We start from the raw sequence: 22,211 nt of genomic DNA, 5'->3' as shown, positions 1-22,211 counted from the left end.
TCCCATAGCACCTCTGATAACTATGGAGATTAAACATGACTGACTATCCTCGCCCACCGTTCGCACCTCAGACTCAATCCGTGCCCGGCTCCCAGAAAAAAATGGATCCCTACCCCGATTGCGGCGAACAGAGTTACAAAGGCTCGGGTCGGTTGGCCAATAAGATCGCGCTGATCACTGGCGCAGACAGTGGTATCGGCCGCGCGGTCGCCATCGCGTTTGCCCGCGAAGGCGCGGATGTGGCGATCGCTTACCTGGATGAGCATGACGACGCCAAGGAAACCGCGCGCTGGGTCGAAGAAGCCGGGCGCCAGTGCCTGCTGCTCCCCGGTGATATTGCACAAAAAAGCGTGTGTCAGGAGTTGGTCGACAAGACGGTCGAACAATTCGGCCGCATCGATGTGCTGGTCAACAATGCCGCGTTCCAGATGAGCCACGAAACGCTTGAGGAAATCTCGGACGAAGAATGGGTCAAGACCTTCGATATCAACATCACGGCGATGTTTCGTATCTGCAAGGCCGCCGTGCCGCATATGCAGGCCGGCAGTTCGATCATCAACACTACGTCCGTCAATTCGGACATGCCCAAGCCGACCTTGATGCCGTACGCCGCGACTAAGGGCGCGATTGCCAACTTCACTGGTGGCTTGGCGCAGTTGCTCGGCAGCAAGGGCATCCGGGTCAACAGCGTAGCGCCCGGGCCGATCTGGACACCGCTGATTGTGGCGACCATGACCGATGAGGATGTGCAGAACTTTGGCGCCGAAACCCCGCTGGGCCGGCCTGGCCAACCCGTGGAAGTGGCGCCGATTTATGTGCTGCTGGCGTCGGACGAGGCCAGTTATATCTCCGGCTCGCGTTATGCCGTGACCGGCGGTAAGCCCATTCTCTAACCCGGCCCAACCCATTGTGTTAGCTGGTTTGTGTGGGAGCTGGCTTGCCTGCGATGCAGACACCTCGGTGTATCAGTTATGCCAGGTGAGGCTATCGCAGGCAAGCCAGCTCCCACATAAGCCTGGCTGCCATTACAGATCAAACCGATCCACCGCCCGTCGCCGCTCATTGTCGTCGCGCACGTCATAACTGGCGGTGGTCTGGATATTGGTGTGGTGCGCCAGCTTCTGCGCGATCGATAAATCGTGCTCTTCGATCACCCGCGTGATGAACGAGCGGCGAAAGTCATGGGGCATGATTTTCACCCCCACCTGCTCACCGCGCTGGCGGGCGATGTAGTAGATCGCATGCTTGGTGATGCGCTCACGGGTGATATGGCTGCCGCGACGGATGCGGTTGAACAGGAAACTGTCGTCCTGTTCGCCTTCCTTGAGCTGCTCGCGCCGAAACGTTAGCCATGCCTGCAGCTTGGCGAACGCCCAATCCGGCGCGTACTTGATCAACTCCTTGTTGCCCTTGCCGATCACCCGCAGGCTGCGTTCCTCGAAGTTGAGCTGCGCCAGGTCGAGGTTGACCGACTCCGACTTGCGCATGCCCGAGCCGTAGAGAATGCCGATCACCGCTGCATCCCTCAGGCCCTGCGGGCGTGGGTCGGCGGCGCAGACTTCCATCATTTCGCGGATCAGGCTGCGCCGCAGGTTGCGGCCCTGGCTCAATCGCGTGCCGGAGGCGGCCTTGACCGTGCGCATGCGCAACAGGTGTTCCTGGCTGATCAGGTTCATGCGCCAGGCTTCGTTCATCACCCCGCGTACCGCGTTGACGTACAACGATGAGGTGTTCGGCGCGTAACCGTCCTCGCGTAACGCGGCGACAAGGGCAATGACGTGTTCGGGTTGCAACAGGTGCCAGTCGATGTCTTCAAGGTTGATGTCCTCGAAGCCTAGGCGGTCGGCTGCATCTTGCAGCACATAGCGCATGGTCAGTTGGCTGGAGGGGGCCAGGCGGGTCAGGTACAGGGTCAGTGGGTTACGGATAGACTCAGTCAATCTAGATCAGCCTTTGGATTAAATACCTCGAACAAGCCTTTGTTAAATCGAGGTATTTAGTGAATTGGCGAGGCTGAGTCTAACCCAGGAACGGCCCTGGCACCAAGTCACGGAGCCGTATCGTCTTCCTCGGTGGGCGCCTGCGGCTGGAGCTGGGCCTGGCTCCATTCGCTGTCCTGCTTCTGCATCAGGGCGAACCAGTGCCCGCGCATGAACGTCAGGTAAGCCTCTGGCGCCTTGGCAAAGTCTTTCTCATCGCCATAACAGCCGGGCAACGGCAAATCGGTGCCCTGCTCCTTGTACTGGCTGACCAGCGTCTGCTGCCCGGCCACGCTGCAGTCCTTGGGCAACGGCATGCCACGCAGCGCGCCGGTCTCTTCGTCCCACCAGGCCGCGCCGTAGCGGTCGACACCGCGCAGACGGTACTTCTGCGACTTGCCGACATGCATGATCAGCTTGAATTCGTTAGGGCTGACGTCGCTGGTGCAGGTGCGCGAATACCCCACGGTCGCCTGGGTGATCCCATCGCCGCTCAAGTCGGTGACCTTGGTCGCGGCCCTGTCGAAGCGCAGGGAGGCATCGAATTGGCAATGCTGCACGTCGTCGTAGAGCATCCACACGCGCTTGGGACGGTTGCCGTCGATCAGGTATTGGGCCGCGTACACGAACGCCGACTGCGTGCCGTCATCGTCCCGCTCGCTGATTTGCTCGGCGAGTACCAACAGGTTCTTGCCTTGGCGGTCGTCCCAGGTATAGGCGGCGATCTGCTTGCCGCGCACTTCCACGCCGTCCGGCACCTGGTCGAGGCTGGTGAGCGCCACTGCGTCGTCGGCCTGCGCCGGGGCGGCACACGCAACGGTCATCAACAACCCGATCAACGATCCCAACAAAGCCGGCCGCACCTGGCCGCGTAAAAGCTGCACGCTATTCATCCGATCACCCTGGCAAGAGACGGCTTACTTTACCGGCACTTGCAGTGCATTGCAGAGAAGATTCTTCACTAAAGTTCATTGGCGCCGCGTAAGCGCAGCCGTTGAACCAAATGCCCGGCTCACGGCTCCTATTTCGCCCGGCAACTAAAGCCTGCAGGCCCTTAATTCTCTAGCTGAACCCTAGCTGTCTACCTGTCAAATAAACGAGTTTTTCATCTGTCTTTCATATCTGTTCCACATGTTTACGCTTAATCTTGAATACAGCACTTCACCGCTAACTGCGCTACAGCGTCTAACCTATTGATTACACTTCACCTTTGGCGCCGTCTCTGAACCTGCGGCCTGGACTTTCGCCCAATGATTGCTGCTGTTTCCATGCTCCAAGTTGCTCAAACCCCGAGGTCATGAATCTTTGAAACCCTACCCTATTCATTGCGTGTCGATCGTTATCCCGGTCTACAACGAAGAAGAGAGCCTGCCGCAATTGCTGCTGCGCACGACGGCAGCCTGCAAGCAGCTGGCCTACGAATACGAAATCATCCTGGTGGATGACGGTAGCCGCGACAATTCGGCGCAATTGCTGGAAGACGCAGCCGTAGAAGAAGGCAGCCACGTGGTGGCGGTGATCCTCAACCGTAACTACGGCCAGCATGCGGCGATCATGGCCGGTTTCGAGCAATGCCGGGGCGACGTAGTGATCACCCTCGATGCCGACCTGCAGAACCCGCCGGAAGAAATCCCGCGCCTGGTGGAACAGGCCGCCCTCGGTTACGACGTGGTCGCCACGGTCCGCAACAATCGCCAGGACTCGGCGTTTCGCCGCTGGCCTTCGCGCCTGATCAACCTGGCCGTGCAGCGCTCCACCGGCGTGGCCATGACGGATTACGGCTGCATGCTGCGCGCTTACCGCCGCACCATCGTCGACGCCATGCTCGCCTGCCGTGAACGCAGCACCTTTATCCCGATCCTGGCCAACGGCTTTGCCCGTCATACCACCGAGATCCTGGTGCACCACGCCGAGCGCGAACACGGCGAATCCAAATACAGCGCCATGCGCCTGATCAGCCTGATGTTCGATCTGCTGACCTGCATGACCACAACCCCGCTGCGCCTGCTGTCCATCGTCGGCTTCAGCCTGGCGGCGCTGGGCATGCTGTTTGCCTTTGCGCTGATCGTCATGCGCCTGGCCTTCGGCGCCGACTGGGCGGGCGATGGCTTGTTCGTGCTGTTTGCGGTGCTGTTCGTGTTCACCGGTGGCCAATTCATCGGCATGGGCCTGCTGGGTGAATACCTGGGCCGCATGTACAGCGACGTGCGCGCCCGCCCGCGCTTCTTTATTGAAAAAGTGCTGCGTAATACGCCGGCAGCACCGGCTCCGGTGGTCGTCGTCGACGGCCTGGTGTCTTCCCATACTTCTACTTCTGCCGATCAGGTTCAATCATGAGTTCAAAAGCTGTTGTGTTCGCGTACCACGATATTGGCTGTGCCGGGATTGAAGCGCTGCTCGCGACGGGTTACGACATTGCCGCCGTGTTCACCCATGCCGATGACCCCAAGGAAAACAACTTCTACGCCTCCGTCGCCCAACTGTGCGCGCGCAACGGTATCCCGGTGCACGCCCCGGAAGACGCCAACCATCCGCTGTGGGTCGAGCGCATCGCCAAGCTGAGCCCGGACTACATCTTCTCGTTCTACTACCGCAACCTGCTGAGCGAGCCCTTGCTGGCCACCGCACGCCAGGGCGCATTCAACCTGCACGGCTCGCTGCTGCCCAAATACCGTGGCCGCGCGCCGGCCAACTGGGTGCTGGTCAACGGCGAAACCGAAACCGGCGTGACCCTGCACCGCATGGTCAAGCGTGCCGATGCTGGCGCGATCCTGGCCCAGCACAAAGTCACCATCGAACGCAGCGACACCGGCCTGACCCTGCACGCCAAACTGCGCGAGGCCGCCAGCCACCTGCTGCGCGATGCGCTGCCGCAACTGGCGCAAGGCAAGCTGGCTGAAACCGCCCAGGACGAAAGCCAGGCCACCTATTTCGGCCGACGTACCGCTGCAGACGGCAAGCTTGACTGGAAGAAACCGGCGCAAGCGCTGTTCAACCTGGTTCGCGCCGTGACGCAGCCTTACCCGGGCGCCTTCTGCGCGGTGGGCGAGCACAAGCTGATCGTGTGGCAAGCCGAGGTGGCCAAGGGTAACGAAGGCCTGGCGCCGGGCCGTGTGATCAGCGTCAACCCGCTGCGCATTGCCTGCGCTGAAGACTCGCTGGTGATCAGCTTTGGTCAGCGCAACGACAATGGCCTGTACCTCGCCGGCCCGTCATTGGCCAATGAACTGGGCCTGGTCGACGGTTCCGTGCTGCGCGGTGCTGAGTCCGGCCGCAAGCCGCGCCGTACCCGCGTGCTGATCCTCGGCGTGAACGGTTTTATCGGCAATCACCTGTCCGAGCGCCTGTTGCGTGACGACCGCTACGAAGTCTACGGCCTGGACATCGGCTCCGACGCCATCGAGCGCCTGCGCAGCCACCCGAACTTCCATTACGTGGAAGGCGACATCAGCATCCACACCGAGTGGATCGAGTACCACATCAAGAAGTGCGACGTGGTCCTGCCATTGGTGGCCATCGCCACGCCGATCGAATACACCCGCAACCCGCTGCGCGTGTTCGAGCTGGACTTCGAAGAAAACCTCAAGCTGGTGCGCTACTGCGTCAAGTACAACAAGCGCGTGATTTTCCCGTCGACCTCCGAAGTCTATGGCATGTGCCAGGACCAGTACTTCGACGAAGACACCTCCAACCTGGTGGTGGGCCCGGTCAACAAGCAGCGCTGGATCTACTCGGTCTCCAAGCAACTGCTGGACCGCGTGATCTGGGCCTACGGCGCCAAGGGCCTGAACTTCACGCTGTTCCGTCCGTTCAACTGGATGGGCCCGCGCCTGGACCGCCTGGATTCGGCGCGTATCGGCAGCTCGCGCGCCATCACCCAACTGATCCTCAACCTGGTGGAAGGCACCCCGATCCGCCTGTTCGACGGTGGCGAGCAGAAGCGTTGCTTCACCGACATCGCCGACGGCATCGAAGCCCTGGCGCGCATCATTGATAACGACAATGACGTGTGCAACGGCCAGATCATCAACATCGGTAACCCGGAGAACGAAGCCAGCATCCGCCAACTGGGCGAAGAGCTGCTGCGTCAGTTCGAAGCCCACCCGCTGCGCGGCAACTTCCCGCCGTTCGCCGGTTTCCGCGATGTGGAAAGCAAGGCGTTCTACGGCGCCGGTTACCAGGACGTGGCGCACCGCAAGCCGAGCATCGAAAACGCCAAGCGCCTGCTGAACTGGGCGCCAACCGTTGAGATGAGCGAAACCATCGGCAACACGCTGGACTTCTTCCTGCGCGAAGCCATGCTTGAAATCGCGGACAAAAAGTAATGAAGGCAGGTCTTCGCATCGACGTCGACACCTACCGTGGCACCCGTGAAGGTGTGCCGCGGCTGCTTGAGTCCCTGGACGAGGCAGGGGTCAAGGCGACGTTCTTCTTCAGTGTCGGGCCGGACAACATGGGGCGCCACCTGTGGCGCCTGATCCGCCCGCAGTTCCTGTGGAAGATGCTGCGTTCCAACGCCGCCGGCCTGTACGGCTGGGATATCTTGCTGGCGGGCACCGCCTGGCCGGGCAAGCCGATCGGCCGCGACCTGGGGCACTTGATGCGCCAGGCCAAGGCCGCCGGGCACGAAGTCGGCCTGCACGCCTGGGACCACCACGGCTGGCAGGCCAACACCGGACGCTGGAGCGAGGCCCAACTGGTCGAGCAGATCCGCCGGGGTGTCGACAGCCTGAGCGACATCCTCGGTGAGCGCGTCGACTGTTCAGCCGCCGCCGGCTGGCGCGCCGACGAACGCGTGGTGCAAGCCAAGCAGGGTTTCAATTTTCGCTACAACAGCGATTGCCGGGGCACCAGCCTGTTTCGTCCAACCCTGGCCGATGGCAGCGCGGGCACCCCACAAATTCCGGTAGACCTGCCGACCTTCGACGAAGTTGTCGGGCCGGTGGTGGCTGCCAAAGACTTCAACAGCTTCATCCTCGACCGCTTTGCCGCGTCGAAGCTCAACGTCTACACGATCCACGCCGAAGTAGAAGGGATTTTGATGGCCAACGATTTTCGCCGATTGCTCGCCCAGGCAGCGCAGCGCGGCATCGACTTCACACCGTTGGGCGATCTGTTGCCCGGCGACCCGGCGACCCTGCCCCAGCAACAACTGGTGCGCGGCGCGTTGCCCGGTCGCGAGGGTTGGCTTGGAGTGCAACGGGCATGATCCGTCGTCTGGCCCTGCCTTTGTTGCTGCTGGCGTTTGCTGTGTTTTACCTGCTGCCGCTGGCCACCCATGGCCTGTGGATCCCGGATGAAACCCGCTACGCGCAGATCAGCCAGGAAATGCTGCTGACCGGCAAGTGGGCCGCGCCGCACTTCATGGGCATTCGCTACTTCGAAAAGCCCGCCGCGGGCTACTGGATGATCGCGCTGGGCCAGGCGATCTTCGGGCAGAACCTGTTCGGCGTGCGCTTTGCGTCGGCCTTGAGCACCGGCTTGAGTATCCTCCTGGTGTACTGGGTGTCGCGCCGGTTGTGGAACGACCCGCAGAAAAGCCTGGTGAGCAGCCTGCTGTACATGAGTTTTGTCAGCGTCGCGGCCCTGGGCGGTTATGCCAACCTCGACCCGCAGTTCACCTTCTGGGTGAACCTCACCGGCGTAGCCTTGTGGTTTTGCTTCGACAGCACCACGCGCAGCGCTCGGCTAGGGTCCTGGGCATTGCTCGGCCTGGCCTGTGGCATGGGCTTCATGACCAAGGGCTTCCTGGCCTGGTTGCTGCCGGTATTGATCGCCCTGCCCTACGCGATCTGGCAAAAGCGATTGCGTGAACTACTGGGCTATGGACTGGTTGCCGTGTTGGTGGCGATTATCGTCAGCCTGCCATGGGCACTGGCCGTGCACCTGCAGGAACCCGATTACTGGAACTTCTTTTTCTGGCACGAGCATATCCAGCGCTTTGCCGGCGAAAACGCACAGCACGCCGAACCGTTCTGGTATTACCTGCCGCTGCTGGTCGCGTTCAGCCTGCCGTGGATCGCGTTGCTGCCGTCTACCCTGCGCCAGGCCTGGCGGGACAAACGCAGCGCGAACATCGGCTTCGTGCTGCTGTGGCTGTTGATGCCATTGGCATTCTTCAGCCTGGCCAAGGGCAAGCTGCCGGCCTACATCCTGCCGTGCCTGCTGCCGCTGGCCTTGCTGATGGGCAATACCCTGGCTGGCAAACTGAACCAGGGCCGTTACCGGGCCTTGCGCATCAACGGCTGGCTGAACCTGATCATTGGCGCCGTGGTGCTGCTGGCCCTGACCTGGTTCCAATTGAAAAAGCCGGTCTACGCGCCCGGCCAGGAGACCCTCAGCCTGGTACTGGTGTTCACCGCGTTGTTCGGCTGGATACTCGTCAACCTGCTGCAAGCGGCGCAGCCTTTACGGCTGTGGGCGGCGCCGGTGATCGGCAGTTGGCTGTTGGCGGCGTTGCTGCCGGCCGCATTGCCGCATTCGGTGGTCTACAACAAGACCCCGGATCAATTCATCATTGACCACCTGCAGGAACTGCAACCGGCCAGCGCCCTGCTGAGCAATGACCTGGGCGCGGCGTCGGCGCTGGCATGGCGCCTGGCGCGCCCGGACGTGACGCTCTACAACACCGTTGGCGAAGTCAAATACGGCCTCGCCTACCCGGATGCCGGCCATCATCAGGTGGACACCACCCAAATCCAGCAATGGATGAACGAGGCGCGCAAGAAGGGCTCGGTCGGCGTGGTAATGCGGGTAAAAGGTGAGGATGAGCGGGCCGAAGTCGCCTTGCTGCCCAACGATGGTAAGCGCTATGAACAGGGCAACATCGTGATCCTGATTTTCCCGCAGGTGACGCCTTGATCACACTGCTGCTGTTATTGGCCGCGTGCCTGCTGACGTGCATGGGCCAGGTCTCGCAGAAATTCGCCGTGGAAAGCTGGCGCGACCTGCCGGATAGCTGGACGCTGAAACTGCGCTCGCCCTGGTTATGGTCGGCGCTGGCGTGCCTGGGACTGGGCCTGCTGGTGTGGCTGCTGGTGTTGCAGCGCCTGGAAGTGGGCGTTGCCTACCCCATGCTCAGCCTGAATTTTGTGCTGGTCACGCTGGTGGCGCGCTTTGTGTTTGATGAGCCCATTGATGGCCGTCATTGGTTGGGCGTGGCGCTGGTGATCGGCGGTGTCGTGCTGCTCGGGCGCCACGTATGAGCCGGGTTCAAGGTTTTGCCCTGGCTTTGGGCAGTGTCGGCCTGGTCAGCGCCGCCCAACTGGGCATGCGCTGGAGCATGACGCGCCTGCCGCTGCCCAACGCATGGCTGAGCGCTTTCAACAACGGCGGTATCGACCCCGGCGCCCTTGGCGTGGTGATCCTGGCGATCCTGGCCTACGCGCTATCGATGCTCTGCTGGCTTGGCGCACTCAAGCACCTGCCCCTGGGCCGCGCCTATTCGTTACTGAGTGTCAGTTATGCGCTGGTGTACCTGCTGGCGGCCAGCCTGCCGGTGTTCAATGAACAATTTTCCGTTTCAAAGACCCTGGGGGTGGCGTTTGTCATCTTCGGTGTGTTGGTTATCAACTCTCGTCGTGCTAGCGCTACAAGTCCCAGGAATACCCCATGAAAATCAGTGTATTTGGTAGTGGTTACGTCGGTCTGGTACAGGCCACCGTATTAGCCGAAGTCGGTCACGATGTTATCTGCATGGACGTCGACCAGAACAAGGTCAAGCTGTTGCAGCAGGGCCATGTGAGCATCTTCGAGCCGGGGCTGGCGGCGATGGTAAGGGAGAACCTGGAGAGCGGGCGCCTGCATTTCACCTTTGACGAGAAGCTGGCCGTCGAACATGGCGAGGTGCTGTTTATCGCCGTGGGTACGCCTTCGGACGAAGATGGCTCGGCTGACTTGAAGTACGTGCTGTCGGTGGGCGATGCGGTGGCCCGGCACCGCAGGGACCCGGTCATTCTGGTAGAGAAATCCACCGTGCCCGTCGGCACCGGTGACACTCTGCGTGCGCACATCGAAAAGGCCCTGCACCTGGCTGGCCGGCACCTGGAGTTCGATATCGTCTCCAACCCGGAATTCCTCAAGGAAGGCTCGGCGGTCGCCGACTGCCGCCGCCCGGACCGCATCATCATCGGCTGTGAACGTGAAGAAGTGCGCGAGGTGATGCGCGACCTGTACGCGCCGTTCAACCGCAACCATGACCGCATCATCTTCATGGACCTGCGCAGCGCCGAGCTGACCAAATACGCCGCCAATTGCATGCTGGCCACCAAGATCAGCTTTATCAACCAGATCGCCGAGCTGGCCGAACACCTGGGCGCCGACATCGAAGCCGTGCGTCTTGGCATCGGCGCCGACTCGCGCATCGGTTATCACTTTATCTACCCCGGCTGCGGCTACGGCGGCTCATGCTTCCCCAAGGACATGCGCGCCCTGATCCACAGCGCCAAGCAGGCCAACTGCTCCAGCGACTTGCTCGAGGCGGTGGAAGCGATCAACCAGCGCCAGAAGAGCAAATTGTTCGAACGCATCAATGCGTTCTTCCAGGGTAACCTGCGCGGCAAGACCTTTGCCCTGTGGGGCCTGGCGTTCAAGCCCAACACCGACGACATGCGCGATGCCCCCAGCCGCGTGCTGATGGAAGCATTGTGGGCCGCCGGCGCCAACGTCCGCGCCTTCGACCCGGAAGCCATGCAGGAAACCCAGCGCCTCTACGCGGACGAAACGCGCCTGATGCTGATGGGGACGCCGGAGTCGACCTTGACCGGCGCCGATGCGCTGATCGTCTGCACTGAATGGCAACAGTTCAAGGCGCCGGACTTCGACCTGATCCACCAGCGCCTGAAAACCCCGGTGATCTTTGACGGACGTAACCTCTACGACGGCGAACGCCTGGCACGCAAGGGCTTCCAGTATTACCCGATCGGCCGTGGCGACTCCTGCCAGTTGCCGATTCCCCAGCAGCAGTGGCTGCCGCAGGTTGTGGAAGCCTGATAGGTGAATAAAGATCGACCGCCCCTGCTGAGCCCGACGATCCGCCGCCAATCCCTTGGGTTGGGATTGCTGGCGTTGTTGCTGTTTATCGCCGGCAGTTGGCACCAGGCGATCATTGGCTTCGACTCACGCTTCGTGCTGTTCGCCCAGGAGATGCTGCGCCATGGGCCAGGCTTTTTTCCCACCACCTATGGGCAGCCTTATGCGGATTACCTGGCCACTTCGACGCTGCTGACCTGGTTGTTGTCATTGCCCTTTGGCGAGGTCACCAGCCTCACCGCCTGGTTGCCCACGGCGGTTGCCTCGGCGTCGATCGTCACCCTGGTGTATCGCCTGACGGCGCCCTACTCCCAGCGCTGGGGCGTGTTGAGCATCGCGATATTGTTGCTCAGCAGCACGTTTATCAGCGAAACCCGCGCGGTGTCCCTCGACCAGATGCTGGCAGCGATTGCCTTGGCGGTGTTCTACCTGGGTTATGCCCATGACCACCTCGGTGCGGCCAAGCGCCTGCATTGGGTGTACCTGCTGCTGATCCTCGGCTTTGCGGTGCGAGGGCCGATTGGCCTGGTCGTTCCAACGGGCATGCTGTGCAGTTACTACCTGCTCAACCGCCAATGGCGCCAGCTCATCAGTTTTGGCTTGTTGGCGCTGGCCTTGCTGGTGGCCTGTGTTGGCCTGCTGTTGCTGATGGCCAAACTCAGCGGCGGCGAAAGCTTCATGCGGGACGTGATCCGCATGCAGTTTCTGGGGCGCATGGATGGCAGCGAAGGCTCCAGTGGCGTGCTGTATTACTTCACCAGCTCCCTGGGCAACGCCGCCATGGCGTATCCGATGGCCCTGCTGGTGTTGTTGGCCATGCTGATCAGCGGGCGACGAGCGCCGGGGCCGGCGTTGCGGCTGGTGGGGTACTGCGCGGCGGCGGGGCTGCTGGTCATGCTCGGCCTGTCCATTCCCCAGGCGAAAAAGGCGCGTTATGTGCTGCCGATGCTGCCCATGGCGGCGATTATTGCGGCGTATCCGTTCCACGTCGCGCACGGGCGGCTGTTCGCCGGGTTGCGTGGGCTGATGCTGGGGATCTGGACGCTGTTGCCGACCCTGTTGATCGCCAGCCTGTTAATCGCACGTGCGCGCTACCCGGAACAATTGAACGCTCTGGGCTGGACGTTCGGCGTGCTTGCGGCGCTGCAGGCCCTGGCACTGTTGATGTTGCTCAAGGCGCGCCTGCGGCCGGTCGGCCCCGCCTTTGTGGCGGTACTGGCGGTGTGGGGCACCTATATCCTGGTGGTCGAGCCACTGCTGCGCAGTGTCTATGACACCCGCACCTTTACCCTTCAAGTGCATGAACAGGTGATGCAGCAGCGGGCGCCGGTGGTCCTGCACGGTTTGGGCAAAGACGCCAAGGCCATCAAGTACATGGTCAACCTCGACTGCGACCAGGTGCCGTTGTTTACCCAACAGGCCGCCGACCTTAAACCGATCCAGGGCCCCGCCTGGCTGGTGATGAGCGAAGCGGACTATGAAGGTTTGGCAGACCCGCGCTTTCGCACCATCACCCCGACCCTGTCCGGAGCGTTTGACCGCACCCCTTACGTGCTGCTGCACCTGGACAAGACTGCGCAGCCTTGAAGTCTGTACTGGCGCTCGCGGCGCAGAAATTTCCTACGCAGCTTTACGTAATGGCTGGTGCCTTTTCCCTTTCCAGCGCGCAAAACCCGACGGTAAACTCGCCTCGGTGCGGTATTTATTGACCGCCACAGGCCATGGGTGCCCACAAGGACGAGAGGATGACGCCGTGCCAGATGATGTTTCGCTAGACAACCCTTCCCTGGCCCATGCCCAAGTATCTGTTGGCGACGTGCCGTTACCGCCACTGGACCGCCTGCGAGGATTACGCGATGCCTTGGTCGCGCTGAAGGGCCCGCTGGCCAGTGAGCCAGGCCTCCAGGAAAACCTTCAAAGACGCTTCCTGGATGAGGACACCAGAATTCGCGTGCTGGGTAAGATCTGTTGCCCGCTGTCCAGTTGACGCCGTTACAGCTCATTATTTTTGCATTCAACCTTCATTAATATGCATTGGCGCGCGCTCTTCAGGGGCGCCACACTGCGCAAGTTCCTTCCCCCAAATGCTGGAACTTTCAAAGGGCTTTTCCGGGCAACCAGACAAGCCTTTTTTTTGCCCGCTGTTTATGGAACCCCTTTCAATGCTCGCTCGCTGGTTTCCCGCTGCTATCAACACCCGCCCCACCGAATGGAGCCGTGCCGCTATCGGCATGGCCCTGGGTACCCTGTTCAGTGTCTGGCTGTGCTCCAAAGCGTTCGGCATGGACGTCGCGCTGCACCTGCTCGGCCCGCTCGGCGCCTCAGCCGTGTTGTTGTTCGCCGTCTCATCGGGTGCGCTGGCGCAGCCTTGGTCGATCATCGGCAGCTACCTGTGCGCCGGCGTGGTGGCCTTGCTGGTCGCCCGCGTGCTGGGGCCGTCCCTGGGCGGCGCTTGCCTGGCGGCGGGCATGACGGTGATATTGATGTGCTGGCTGCGCTGCCTGCACCCACCGGCCGGCGGCCTGGCCATGACGCTGGTATTGGCCGACCCCGCCTCCGCCGCCCTCGGCTGGTACGAACTGGGCGCCGTGCTGCTGGGCGCCGGTGGCTTGCTGGCCTGTGCGCTGGCGTACAACAACGCCACCCGCACGCGCTACCCCAAAGGCGCCGCCGAATCACCGGCCGCACTCCTGGTCAACCCCAACGCCGGTAGCGACCCCGCCATCACCGCCGCCGATTTGAAACTGGCGCTGGCTGAAATGGAGCGGTTCTACGACGTGGAGCCCACCGAGCTTGAACAATTGATCCACGCAGCGGAAACCCATGCCAGGCGCCGGAGCATCGGGGAAGTGCTGGCCAGTCGGGTGGTATGACACGGGCGACAGACGGCGAATGCCGCGCCTTGCAATGGGTCGTGTGCGGACTAGAGTAACTACACCACTTGAAGTTGTCTGCTGTTCACCCTGACGTCTGGATCCGCGTTATTCCAGTAGCGAAGACAAAGGAATGTCTGGCTATGGCCCAATGTACATTGGGCGTCGTCGTGTATCGGTCACTTCCGTTACCCCCTCACGCCACTCGCCTTGCCGGCGCTCCTGCTCAAGTGTTTCGACAGTCAATGTTGGAAACGGGAGAGCCCGGCCATGGACGCCACGCTTAAAGCGCTGTTCAGTTCCACGCTGTTTGAGCCGCGACAACGTCATCATCTCGGCCTTCAGGCCTATATGGACCTGACCATCCAGCGCATGCATGCGATTTTTGATAGCGGCGCCATCAATAATGAGCTGTGGCTGGGGCAGTCGCGGCAACGGGAGTTCGCCAAACTCTGCGAAATCATGGGCTGGCTGGGCGCATTCGACTACGCACTGCACTCCTCGATTGTCGACCATATGATCGCCGTCGATGCGCTGTTCAACCACGCCAGCCCCCGCCAAGTGGCGCGCTATCGTGACGAAGCCCTGCACCTGCGCAAGGTCTATGCCTTCGGCTGTACGGAAGTGGGCGTGGGCACCGACGTGCGCCACGTGCAAACCCAAGTGACCTATGATCGTAAGCGCCACTGCCTGATCCTCCATTCCCCTTCCCCTCAAGCCTGCAAATGCTGGATAGGCAACGCGTTGCGTGCGGCGCAGGTGGTGATGGTGATTGCGCGCCTGATTGTTGACGGCGAGGACCAGGGGCATCACTGGTTTCGCGTGGTGATTCGTAAACGGGAAAACGGCCGCCTCCAAGAGGGGGTTCGGGTAATGGCCTGCGATCCCAAGGGTGGTATCCACGCCAATCAAGTCGCCGCGATCCGCTTCGACCACATGGCCATTCCGATGGATGCACTGTTGCAACGGCACGCACACTTTACCGACGACGGCGCCTTTGTCAGCGACCTGTCGCTGGCTGAACGCTTCATTGATTCGTTGAAGACCTTCCTTCAAGAGCGCCTGTTGTTCATGGCGGGCATACGCCATAGTGCGGGCCTGGCGGCGCACTTGGGGTATCGGTTCGCCCGGCACCGGCTGGTCCACGGCGCAGATGGCCGAAAGCCGCTCTTGAACCAGCCGCTGTTCCGCCAGCGCCTCTACGCCATACAGCTCAAGGCCTTCGCGCTCAAATACCTGGAGCAAGCCGTACGCAAGCGCTTCGAGGCGCATTGGGCCCAGCCCCAACGACGCAAAGAGCTGCACATATTGGCGGCACTGGACAAGGCAGTCGGCGCCTGGCTGGGGCTCGACGTGATCGCCCTGTCCCGTGAGCTGTGCGGCTCCCAAGGCTTTCACCATTACAACCAGATCGTTACACAGCGCATGGACTGCGAAGTCGCCAATACCTTTGCCGGTGACAGCTCAGTGATGGCCTACCAGATCATCAAGGATGCGTTGGCGCGGCCACGCTTTGTCGGTAGCACGCCGACCAATCTTGGCCAGTGGGTCGAAGCGAAGATTGTCTCGCAATGCGCAAAGGCCGACGACGGGTACACCCATCAACAAGCCGTGGGCATGGCCTACGCCAGGGCACTGGACCTGATTATTCAGGAAGTCGAAAGCCGGCAGTTGCTGGATCGCGAAACGCTTGCCGACCTGATCCAAGTATTGCGCCTACCGTTGCATGCCTGGCTGGGTACCGGTGCCGACACCCTCAGCCAGCACGCCACCCAACAGCAAGTTGTGCACCTGGCCGGCCTGCTTAAACCGCCCCAGGTGCTGATCAGCGCGATGATCGATGCGCCTGGTTACATCCGTCAATTCACGCGTCCATTGTATGAGGAGCAATGAAATGGCCCTCCAGATTCCACCCAACTTCTCCGATCCGAACATCATTCGCGATCCGTATCCGGCCTTCGCCTGGCTGCGCGTGCACGACCCGGTGCACTGGTGCGAGCACCACAAGGCTTGGCTGCTCACCCGGTTCGGTGACGTCAGCGCCGCGCAGGTGGATGCTAAACGTTACTCATCCAATCGCATGCGCCAACTGGCGGACGCACAGCTATCCAAGGCAACACGCGCGGTGCTGGAACCTTTTGTCGAGAAAGCGTCCCGCTGGATGTATTCGTTGGACGGCGAGGAGCATGAGGCAGGCCGTAGAGTCTTGGGAAAAACCTTCAGCCCGAGCTCTATCGAGGCGCTTGGAGTTGCGATTCAGCAGATTGTCGACGACCAACTGACGCAGTTGAGCCCTCGTCCGGAAATGATGGTTGAGCTGTTCAACAAGATCCCCGCATTGATTCTGGCGCATTTGTTCCGTATTCCAGCCGAAGACGCGTTGAGAATCAGGGGCTGGACCGACGCCATTATCGTGTGCATGGTGGGCAGCACCGACCCGGCTTATGGCCCCAAACAGGCGCTGCAGGCCATCGAAGAGATGTACGGCTATTTTTCCGGGCTCATTGGTCAACGCCGACTCGCGCCCGGTAACGACCTGGTCAGTCACGTCATCACCGCCGCTGAAGAGTCGGGCATGAGCGAGGAAGACGGCTTGGCCCAACTGGCATTCGTCCTGGTTGCGGCCACCACCACCAGTGCCGATCAATTGGGGATCATCTTGTTCTACCTGCTGGACAAGCCTCAAAGGTGGACGGCAGTCAGAGAGAATCCTGATTTTCTGCTGGACGCGGCTATCGAAGAGGCACTGCGTATTTGCCCTGCCGGCCAGCTCAGTCATCGAGTGCTGGCTGAGGACGTGGTACTGCACGATAAAACGATGCGCCGAGGCGATTTGGTGTTTCTGGTGCGGGCGGCAGCCAATCGCGATCCAGCGCACTTTTCCCGCCCTGATCAGTTCAACCTCAAGCGGGCGAAGCAAGATCACTTGGCGTTTGGGCGCGGCCCGCATTTCTGCATGGGCCGGCTGCTTTTCAAACTGGAGGCCAATATTCTGTTTAGCGCCCTGTTGCGGCGCTTTCCGCACATGCACCTCATTAAATGGCAGCCGCCGCGCTGGCGTGACAACAGCCTGCAGTTTCGCGGCTTGAGTCGGATTCAGGTGGATTTGGCTCCCGCCGCCGATGCTATTACCCGTTGTTTTTCCGCGGCGCCCTGGGAAAAGAAAGGTGGCTACTGCCGTGCGCTGCGCGCCGGCGGCCTCTTCATGACCAGCGGCACCGTCGCGTTCGACGAGCAAGGCAAGCCGTTTGCCGAGGGCGATGTCTATCGTCAGACCCTACGGTGCCTGGAGATCATCGAAGCCGCGCTCAAACAGTTGGGCACCGATCGTACCCGCGTGGTTGCCACGCGCATGTACACCACTGATATGGCGCTGTGGCAGAAAATCCTCAAAGCCCACAAGCAGTTTTTTAATGGCTGCGAACCGACAACGATGTTGCTCTGCGTAAAGGCGCTGATAGAACCTGCTTTCCTGATTGAAATCGAAGCTCAAGCGGCGGTTGGCCAATCATGAACGTGGCCCATGAGCGCCAGGCGGTACGCGATGCAGTGGTCATGCGGGTAAGCGATATCACGCTCACCGCTCATGGCCGGCCCCTGCCGGTCAGGCTGTATCGACCGGCGCATCCGGATCCGGCGCCGGTGCTGATGTTTTTCCACGGTGGCGGCTGGGTTGCGGGCGATCTGGACACCCATGACAGCTTCTGCCGACTCATGTGTGAGTGGGCCGGCTGCGCAGTGGTGGCCGTGCACTATGCCCGCCCGCCCGAGCGTCGTTTTCCCCGAGCGGTGGAAGACTGCTACGCCGCTACCGAATGGATAGCACGTGAAGGCGCCGGCTTGGGACTGGCCCCCTCAAACATGGCAGTCGCAGGCGGTGGCTCCGGTGGGGGGCTGGCTGCCGTGATTGGCCAGATCGCCAGGGATCTGGGGGGCCCCAAAATAGGTTTCCAGTTGCTGCTATACCCGGTGCTCGACTGCCTGGCGCGCAATCGTTCCCGAAAGCAATTCGCCGACGGCTTCGGCCTGACCGCCGACAAGTTGGATGGCTACCTGGGTCACTACGTGCCGCCGGGCGTGCCTCTGGCTCACCCTTGGCTCTCGCCTGCGCGGGACACCTGTTTCAACACTTTGCCTGCTACGCTGATCATAACCGCCGGTTGTGACTTGCTGCGCGACGAAGGACGCGCTTTCGCGCGCAGCCTGAAAAAAGCTGGTGTGCCAGTGCGTCACAAGGAGTATCCAGGCATGCGCCACGGTTTTATTAACTACCCCGCTGCGAACCCGCAGGCCAGACGCGCCCTCCTGCTTTGCGCCGAAGCGTTGGCGAACCATTTCACGCAGTCCGGCACCTCTGCATAAATGCAAAAACGACCTGCATGATTGAAGGTTGTACTGGGCAAATTTGCGCTGGTACGATCACGAGAGAGTTCGCTCGCGAACATCTTGATAAAGACAATAAAAGCAGGGAGTTATCGATGACTGCTCAGGTTTCATCCGAGGCATGCCACGCAGAAACGCTTCAGGACGAAGTGCTCGCCGAGGTCCGTAACCATATCGGCCACCTCACCCTCAACCGCCCCGCCGGCTTGAATGCCATCACCCTGCAGATGGTGCGCAGCATGGCTTCGCAGCTACAGGCATGGGCCGACGACCCGCAGGTATATGCCGTGGTGCTGCGCGGCGCTGGCGACAAGGCTTTCTGCGCGGGCGGTGATATTCGTTCGCTGTACGACAGCTTCAAGAACGGCGATACCCTGCATCAGGACTTCTTCGTCGAGGAATACGCACTGGACCTGGCCATCCACCATTACCGCAAGCCGGTCCTGGCGCTGATGGACGGGTTTGTCCTGGGCGGCGGCATGGGCCTGGTGCAAGGCGCGGATTTGCGCGTCGTCACTGAGCGCAGTCGCCTGGCGATGCCGGAAGTGGGCATCGGTTACTTCCCTGACGTGGGCGGCAGCTATTTCCTGCCGCGCGTTCCTGGCGAGCTGGGGATCTACCTGGGGGTTACCGGGGTGCAGATTCGCGCCGCCGACGCGCTCTATTGTGGCCTGGCTGACTGGTACCTGGAAAGCGCCAGGTTCGCCGACCTCGACCGCAAGCTCGACGGCTTGCAATGGCATGGCTCGCCGCTCAAGGACTTGCAGGGCGTGCTGGCTAAACTCGCCGTGCAGCGACTGCCCGATGCGCCGCTGGCCGCCTTGCGCCCCGCCATCGATCACTTCTTCGCGCTGCCGGATGTCGCAAGCATCGTTGAGCAGTTGCAGCAAGTGACCGTCGCCGACAGCCGCGAATGGGGGCTGACCACCGCCAACTTGATGAAAACCCGCTCGCCGCTGGCCATGGCCGTCACCTTGGAGATGCTGCGCCGTGGCCGTCGCCTGCCCCTGGAGCAATGTTTCGCCCTGGAACTGCACCTGGACCGCCAGTGGTTCGAACGCGGCGACCTGATCGAAGGCGTGCGCGCCTTGATTATCGACAAAGACAAGACCCCGCGCTGGAGCCCACCCACCTTGCACGAGCTGAACCCGAGCCATGTGCAAAGCTTCTTCGATCACCTCACGAAGGTAGTGAACTAAGCCATGCAAGACATTGAATATACAGAAGAACAAGTGATGATCCGCGACATGGCGCGCGACTTTGCCCGGGGTGAAATCGCCCCCCATGCGCAGGCCTGGGAGAAAGCTGGCTGGATCGACGACGCCCTGGTGGCGAAAATGGGCGAGCTCGGCCTGCTGGGCATGGTGGTGCCGGAAGAATGGGGCGGCACCTATGTCGACTACGTCGCGTATGCCCTCGCCGTCGAAGAGATTTCCGCCGGAGACGGTGCAGCTGGCGCACTGATGAGTATCCATAATTCAGTGGGTTGCGGGCCCATCCTCAACTACGGCACAGACGCACAGAAGCAAACCTGGCTGGCCGATCTCGCCAGTGGCCAGACCATCGGATGCTTCTGCCTGACCGAACCCCAGGCCGGTTCTGAAGCGCACAACCTGCGCACCCGTGCCGAGCTGCGCGACGGCCAGTGGGTGATCAACGGCGCCAAGCAGTTTGTCAGCAATGGCAAGCGCGCCAAGCTCGCCATCGTGTTCGCCGTGACCGACCCTGAGCTGGGCAAAAAAGGCCTTTCGGCGTTTCTCGTCCCGACCGATACACCGGGCTTCGTGGTGGATCGCACCGAACACAAGATGGGCATCCGTGCCTCCGACACCTGCGCGGTCACCCTTAACCAGTGCAGCGTCCCCGAAGCGAACCTGTTGGGTGAGCGCGGCAAAGGCCTGGCCATCGCCCTGTCCAACCTGGAAGGCGGTCGCATCGGCATCGCCGCCCAGGCACTGGGCATTGCCCGTGCTGCGTTCGAGGCCGCCTTGGCCTATGCGCGTGACCGCGTGCAGTTCAAGCAGGCGATCATCGAGCACCAGAGCGTGGCCAACCTGCTGGCCGACATGCAAACCCAGCTCAACGCTGCGCGTTTGTTGATCCTGCATGCGGCCCGCCTGCGCAGCGCGGGCAAGCCGTGCCTGTCCGAAGCGTCCCAGGCCAAGCTGTTTGCCTCGGAAATGGCCGAGAAGGTCTGCTCGTCAGCCATGCAGATTCACGGCGGCTATGGATACCTGGAGGACTACCCGGTGGAGCGTTATTACCGGGATGCGCGGATTACACAGATTTACGAGGGCACCAGCGAGATTCAGCGGATGGTGATTGCCAGGGAACTGAAAAATTACCAGCTATAACTGACATGTGGGAGCTGGCTTGCCTGCGATGGCCATGGGTATCTACACAACTTTCAGAGGCTGACTTCATCCCCTGTGGGAGCTGTCGAGCTTTAGCGAGGCTGCGAAAGCGGTGGATCAGGCGAAAAAAATGCCAGCAGTGCCGCCGCCTTCGCAGCCTCGCTGGGGCTCGACAGCTCCCACATTTTGAACCGAGTTCGACATGAATACCGGTCGGCTCTAAGGTCGCCGCGCTTTGTTTTTGATCTTGATCTGGGGCAAGAGCGCTAATGAGATGGTCAGCCCGGCGAGAACCTCAGGTCTAAACTACTGGGGTTCTCACTTTTCTTGAGGAGGCTTTCTCATGAACAGCGTAACGCTTCTAGGCATCGACATTGGCAAGAACAGCTTCCACTTGCACGGCCAAGACGCACAAGGCCATCAGGTATTGCGCAAGAAGCTCAATCGCCGACAGTTGCTGCCATTACTTGCACAAATGCCACCCTGCAAAGTTGCCATGGAATCCTGTGGCGGATCACAGTTTCTTGCCAGAGAAATCACCAAGCTCGGTCATCAGGTCCAACTGATTGCGCCGCAGCATGTGAAGGCTTACGTCACCGGCAACAAGAACGACTTCATTGATGCCGAGGCTATTTGCGAAGCCGCATCACGTCCCAGAACGCGATGTGTACAGGTGAAATCAGTTGACCAGCAGGTGCTGTCGACCGTGCATAAACTGCGTAAATCACTGGTGAGTCGACGCACTGGAGTGATCAACCAGGTGCACGGGTTCTTACTTGAGTTTGGCGTTATCTTTCCCGCCGGCTATGCTGCGTTGGAGCGGGTTCCTGCATTGATGGAAGAGCACAATCTACCTCTGCGCCTGCGGCAGGCTATTAGTCGGATGCTTGATGACATTCGTCAATTGACTCGCGAAATCAAAGCGCTGGATACCGAGATCAAGCAGCAAGTAAATGGGAGTGACGCCGGCAAAAGATTACAGAGCATCCCCGGCATCGGCCCCCTCATCGCTAGCGCGCTGGTGGCCGATGTCGGGGACGCTTCGATGTATAAATCGTCCCGAGATTTTTCGGCGTCCTTAGGGTTGGTGCCGCGGCAATACTCGACTGGAGGGCAAACCACTCTCCTGGGTATCAGCAAGCGTGGGGACAGGTATTTGCGAACCTTGCTGATGCAGGGCGCCCAAACCCTGCTTTATCGAATCGATAAACGAAACGATGCCCTTGGGGTCTGGGCCAGAAGTCTATTAGCTCGAAAACCGCTCAACAAAGTTGCCTGTGCGCTGGCTAATAAAATGGCCAGGATTGTCTGGGCGCTATTGACCAAAGGTGGCACCTACAACGGGCATGCCACCGCATAATCCGGCTTTACCACCAGCTTTTGCGACGTCAGTAGCTGATGACGATAAACGGCAGACATCCTGGCTGAGAACCTGATAACCAAAGCAGCTTTCGCAGCTGAAGCGCTTTTAAGGACAGGCAGGAGCGAATACTCATCAAGGGCCGAGCGTGTACCCGCGCTCACAAGGAGCCCGGATACATTAGCGCAAGCCTGATTTACCGTTCATCGTGACTGGATAGCAAAAGGTGGGC

General features: G+C 60.9%; 19 protein-coding genes. 17 read left to right on the top strand and 2 right to left on the bottom strand.

Annotated elements, in window-relative coordinates:
- The first annotated feature begins 35 nt into the window (after nucleotides 1-35).
- Complete coding sequence (locus ACLH0H_RS25770; protein WP_076954994.1) at nucleotides 36-893, top strand: SDR family oxidoreductase; 858 nt, start codon at nucleotides 36-38, stop codon at nucleotides 891-893.
- Nucleotides 894-1,025: 132 nt separating this feature from the next.
- Here the strand turns inward: ACLH0H_RS25770 and xerC are convergent, their stop codons facing one another.
- Both xerC and ACLH0H_RS25760 read right to left on the bottom strand, forming a co-directional pair.
- Entirely contained in the window at nucleotides 1,026-1,940 is a 915-nt protein-coding gene (gene xerC / locus ACLH0H_RS25765; RefSeq protein WP_411380204.1) for a tyrosine recombinase XerC, read from the bottom strand.
- 107 nt (nucleotides 1,941-2,047) lie between these two features.
- Nucleotides 2,048-2,872 (bottom strand): M949_RS01915 family surface polysaccharide biosynthesis protein, encoded by an 825-nt coding sequence (locus ACLH0H_RS25760; protein ID WP_411380203.1) that lies wholly within the window; start codon nucleotides 2,870-2,872, stop codon nucleotides 2,048-2,050.
- 412 nt (nucleotides 2,873-3,284) lie between these two features.
- On the opposite strand from ACLH0H_RS25760, the gene arnC reads away from it, so the two are divergent.
- From arnC to ACLH0H_RS25680, 16 genes are all read left to right on the top strand, one after another.
- Nucleotides 3,285-4,316: an undecaprenyl-phosphate 4-deoxy-4-formamido-L-arabinose transferase gene (gene arnC, locus ACLH0H_RS25755; RefSeq protein WP_076954991.1), complete on the top strand. Its 1,032-nt coding sequence runs from the start codon at nucleotides 3,285-3,287 to the stop codon at nucleotides 4,314-4,316.
- On the top strand, nucleotides 4,313-6,304 hold the full coding sequence (gene arnA / locus ACLH0H_RS25750; protein WP_411380202.1) for a bifunctional UDP-4-amino-4-deoxy-L-arabinose formyltransferase/UDP-glucuronic acid oxidase ArnA: 1,992 nt from the start codon (nucleotides 4,313-4,315) through the stop codon (nucleotides 6,302-6,304). Before arnC ends, arnA begins: the two co-directional genes overlap by 4 nt.
- Nucleotides 6,304-7,188 (top strand): 4-deoxy-4-formamido-L-arabinose-phosphoundecaprenol deformylase, encoded by an 885-nt coding sequence (gene arnD, locus ACLH0H_RS25745; RefSeq protein WP_411380201.1) that lies wholly within the window; start codon nucleotides 6,304-6,306, stop codon nucleotides 7,186-7,188. Before arnA ends, arnD begins: the two co-directional genes overlap by 1 nt.
- A complete protein-coding gene (gene arnT, locus ACLH0H_RS25740) occupies nucleotides 7,185-8,840 on the top strand; it encodes a lipid IV(A) 4-amino-4-deoxy-L-arabinosyltransferase (protein ID WP_411380200.1) in 1,656 nt (551 codons plus the stop codon). Before arnD ends, arnT begins: the two co-directional genes overlap by 4 nt.
- Nucleotides 8,837-9,184, top strand: a complete 348-nt coding sequence (gene arnE, locus ACLH0H_RS25735) for a 4-amino-4-deoxy-L-arabinose-phosphoundecaprenol flippase subunit ArnE (RefSeq protein WP_411380199.1) — start codon at nucleotides 8,837-8,839, stop codon at nucleotides 9,182-9,184. Before arnT ends, arnE begins: the two co-directional genes overlap by 4 nt.
- Nucleotides 9,181-9,594, top strand: coding sequence for a 4-amino-4-deoxy-L-arabinose-phosphoundecaprenol flippase subunit ArnF (gene arnF, locus ACLH0H_RS25730; RefSeq protein ID WP_411380198.1), 414 nt, complete (start codon nucleotides 9,181-9,183; stop codon nucleotides 9,592-9,594). The genes arnE and arnF overlap by 4 nt, the downstream gene beginning before the upstream one ends.
- Complete coding sequence (locus ACLH0H_RS25725; protein WP_411380197.1) at nucleotides 9,591-10,970, top strand: UDP-glucose dehydrogenase family protein; 1,380 nt, start codon at nucleotides 9,591-9,593, stop codon at nucleotides 10,968-10,970. Before arnF ends, ACLH0H_RS25725 begins: the two co-directional genes overlap by 4 nt.
- Nucleotides 10,971-10,973: 3 nt before the next feature.
- On the top strand, nucleotides 10,974-12,596 hold the full coding sequence (locus tag ACLH0H_RS25720; protein ID WP_411380196.1) for an ArnT family glycosyltransferase: 1,623 nt from the start codon (nucleotides 10,974-10,976) through the stop codon (nucleotides 12,594-12,596).
- Nucleotides 12,597-12,762: 166 nt separating this feature from the next.
- Nucleotides 12,763-12,996 (top strand): hypothetical protein, encoded by a 234-nt coding sequence (locus ACLH0H_RS25715; RefSeq protein WP_411380195.1) that lies wholly within the window; start codon nucleotides 12,763-12,765, stop codon nucleotides 12,994-12,996.
- Between the two features lie 175 nt (nucleotides 12,997-13,171).
- On the top strand, nucleotides 13,172-13,882 hold the full coding sequence (locus ACLH0H_RS25710) for an HPP family protein (RefSeq protein ID WP_411380194.1): 711 nt from the start codon (nucleotides 13,172-13,174) through the stop codon (nucleotides 13,880-13,882).
- Nucleotides 13,883-14,152: 270 nt separating this feature from the next.
- Entirely contained in the window at nucleotides 14,153-15,775 is a 1,623-nt protein-coding gene (locus tag ACLH0H_RS25705) for an acyl-CoA dehydrogenase family protein (RefSeq protein ID WP_411380193.1), read from the top strand.
- Nucleotides 15,723-17,396 carry a cytochrome P450 gene (locus ACLH0H_RS25700; RefSeq protein ID WP_411380192.1) on the top strand — a complete coding sequence of 558 codons (1,674 nt, stop codon included), beginning with the start codon at nucleotides 15,723-15,725 and terminating at the stop codon, nucleotides 17,394-17,396. Before ACLH0H_RS25705 ends, ACLH0H_RS25700 begins: the two co-directional genes overlap by 53 nt.
- A complete protein-coding gene (locus ACLH0H_RS25695; RefSeq protein ID WP_411380191.1) occupies nucleotides 17,393-18,244 on the top strand; it encodes an alpha/beta hydrolase in 852 nt (283 codons plus the stop codon). Before ACLH0H_RS25700 ends, ACLH0H_RS25695 begins: the two co-directional genes overlap by 4 nt.
- A gap of 116 nt (nucleotides 18,245-18,360) precedes the next feature.
- Entirely contained in the window at nucleotides 18,361-19,464 is a 1,104-nt protein-coding gene (locus tag ACLH0H_RS25690) for an enoyl-CoA hydratase/isomerase family protein (RefSeq protein ID WP_411380190.1), read from the top strand.
- Between the two features lie 3 nt (nucleotides 19,465-19,467).
- Nucleotides 19,468-20,619: an acyl-CoA dehydrogenase family protein gene (locus ACLH0H_RS25685; RefSeq protein WP_411380189.1), complete on the top strand. Its 1,152-nt coding sequence runs from the start codon at nucleotides 19,468-19,470 to the stop codon at nucleotides 20,617-20,619.
- A 343-nt stretch (nucleotides 20,620-20,962) separates the two neighbouring features.
- Nucleotides 20,963-21,979, top strand: coding sequence for an IS110 family transposase (locus ACLH0H_RS25680; RefSeq protein WP_411379243.1), 1,017 nt, complete (start codon nucleotides 20,963-20,965; stop codon nucleotides 21,977-21,979).
- Nucleotides 21,980-22,211: the final 232 nt, after the last annotated feature.

The organism is Pseudomonas sp. MPB26 (genome assembly GCF_046605355.1).
GTDB classification, from domain to species: domain Bacteria; phylum Pseudomonadota; class Gammaproteobacteria; order Pseudomonadales; family Pseudomonadaceae; genus Aquipseudomonas; species Aquipseudomonas cedrina.
Note: the sequence above shows the minus strand (reverse complement) of the source record. Positions and strands in the feature narration are given on the sequence as shown.

What these genes read in the sequence shown, in the direction of transcription:
- ACLH0H_RS25770 (WP_076954994.1), top strand. Translation starts at nt 36, where the DNA reads ATGACTGACTATCCTCGCCCACCGTTCGCACCTCAGACTCAATCCGTG.
- ACLH0H_RS25760 (WP_411380203.1), bottom strand. Translation starts at nt 2,872, where the DNA reads ATGAATAGCGTGCAGCTTTTACGCGGCCAGGTGCGGCCGGCTTTGTTG.
- arnA (WP_411380202.1), top strand. Translation starts at nt 4,313, where the DNA reads ATGAGTTCAAAAGCTGTTGTGTTCGCGTACCACGATATTGGCTGTGCC.
- arnD (WP_411380201.1), top strand. Translation starts at nt 6,304, where the DNA reads ATGAAGGCAGGTCTTCGCATCGACGTCGACACCTACCGTGGCACCCGT.
- arnT (WP_411380200.1), top strand. Translation starts at nt 7,185, where the DNA reads ATGATCCGTCGTCTGGCCCTGCCTTTGTTGCTGCTGGCGTTTGCTGTG.
- arnF (WP_411380198.1), top strand. Translation starts at nt 9,181, where the DNA reads ATGAGCCGGGTTCAAGGTTTTGCCCTGGCTTTGGGCAGTGTCGGCCTG.
- ACLH0H_RS25725 (WP_411380197.1), top strand. Translation starts at nt 9,591, where the DNA reads ATGAAAATCAGTGTATTTGGTAGTGGTTACGTCGGTCTGGTACAGGCC.
- ACLH0H_RS25710 (WP_411380194.1), top strand. Translation starts at nt 13,172, where the DNA reads ATGCTCGCTCGCTGGTTTCCCGCTGCTATCAACACCCGCCCCACCGAA.
- ACLH0H_RS25705 (WP_411380193.1), top strand. Translation starts at nt 14,153, where the DNA reads ATGGACGCCACGCTTAAAGCGCTGTTCAGTTCCACGCTGTTTGAGCCG.
- ACLH0H_RS25700 (WP_411380192.1), top strand. Translation starts at nt 15,723, where the DNA reads ATGCGCCTGGTTACATCCGTCAATTCACGCGTCCATTGTATGAGGAGC.
- ACLH0H_RS25695 (WP_411380191.1), top strand. Translation starts at nt 17,393, where the DNA reads ATGAACGTGGCCCATGAGCGCCAGGCGGTACGCGATGCAGTGGTCATG.
- ACLH0H_RS25690 (WP_411380190.1), top strand. Translation starts at nt 18,361, where the DNA reads ATGACTGCTCAGGTTTCATCCGAGGCATGCCACGCAGAAACGCTTCAG.
- ACLH0H_RS25685 (WP_411380189.1), top strand. Translation starts at nt 19,468, where the DNA reads ATGCAAGACATTGAATATACAGAAGAACAAGTGATGATCCGCGACATG.
- ACLH0H_RS25680 (WP_411379243.1), top strand. Translation starts at nt 20,963, where the DNA reads ATGAACAGCGTAACGCTTCTAGGCATCGACATTGGCAAGAACAGCTTC.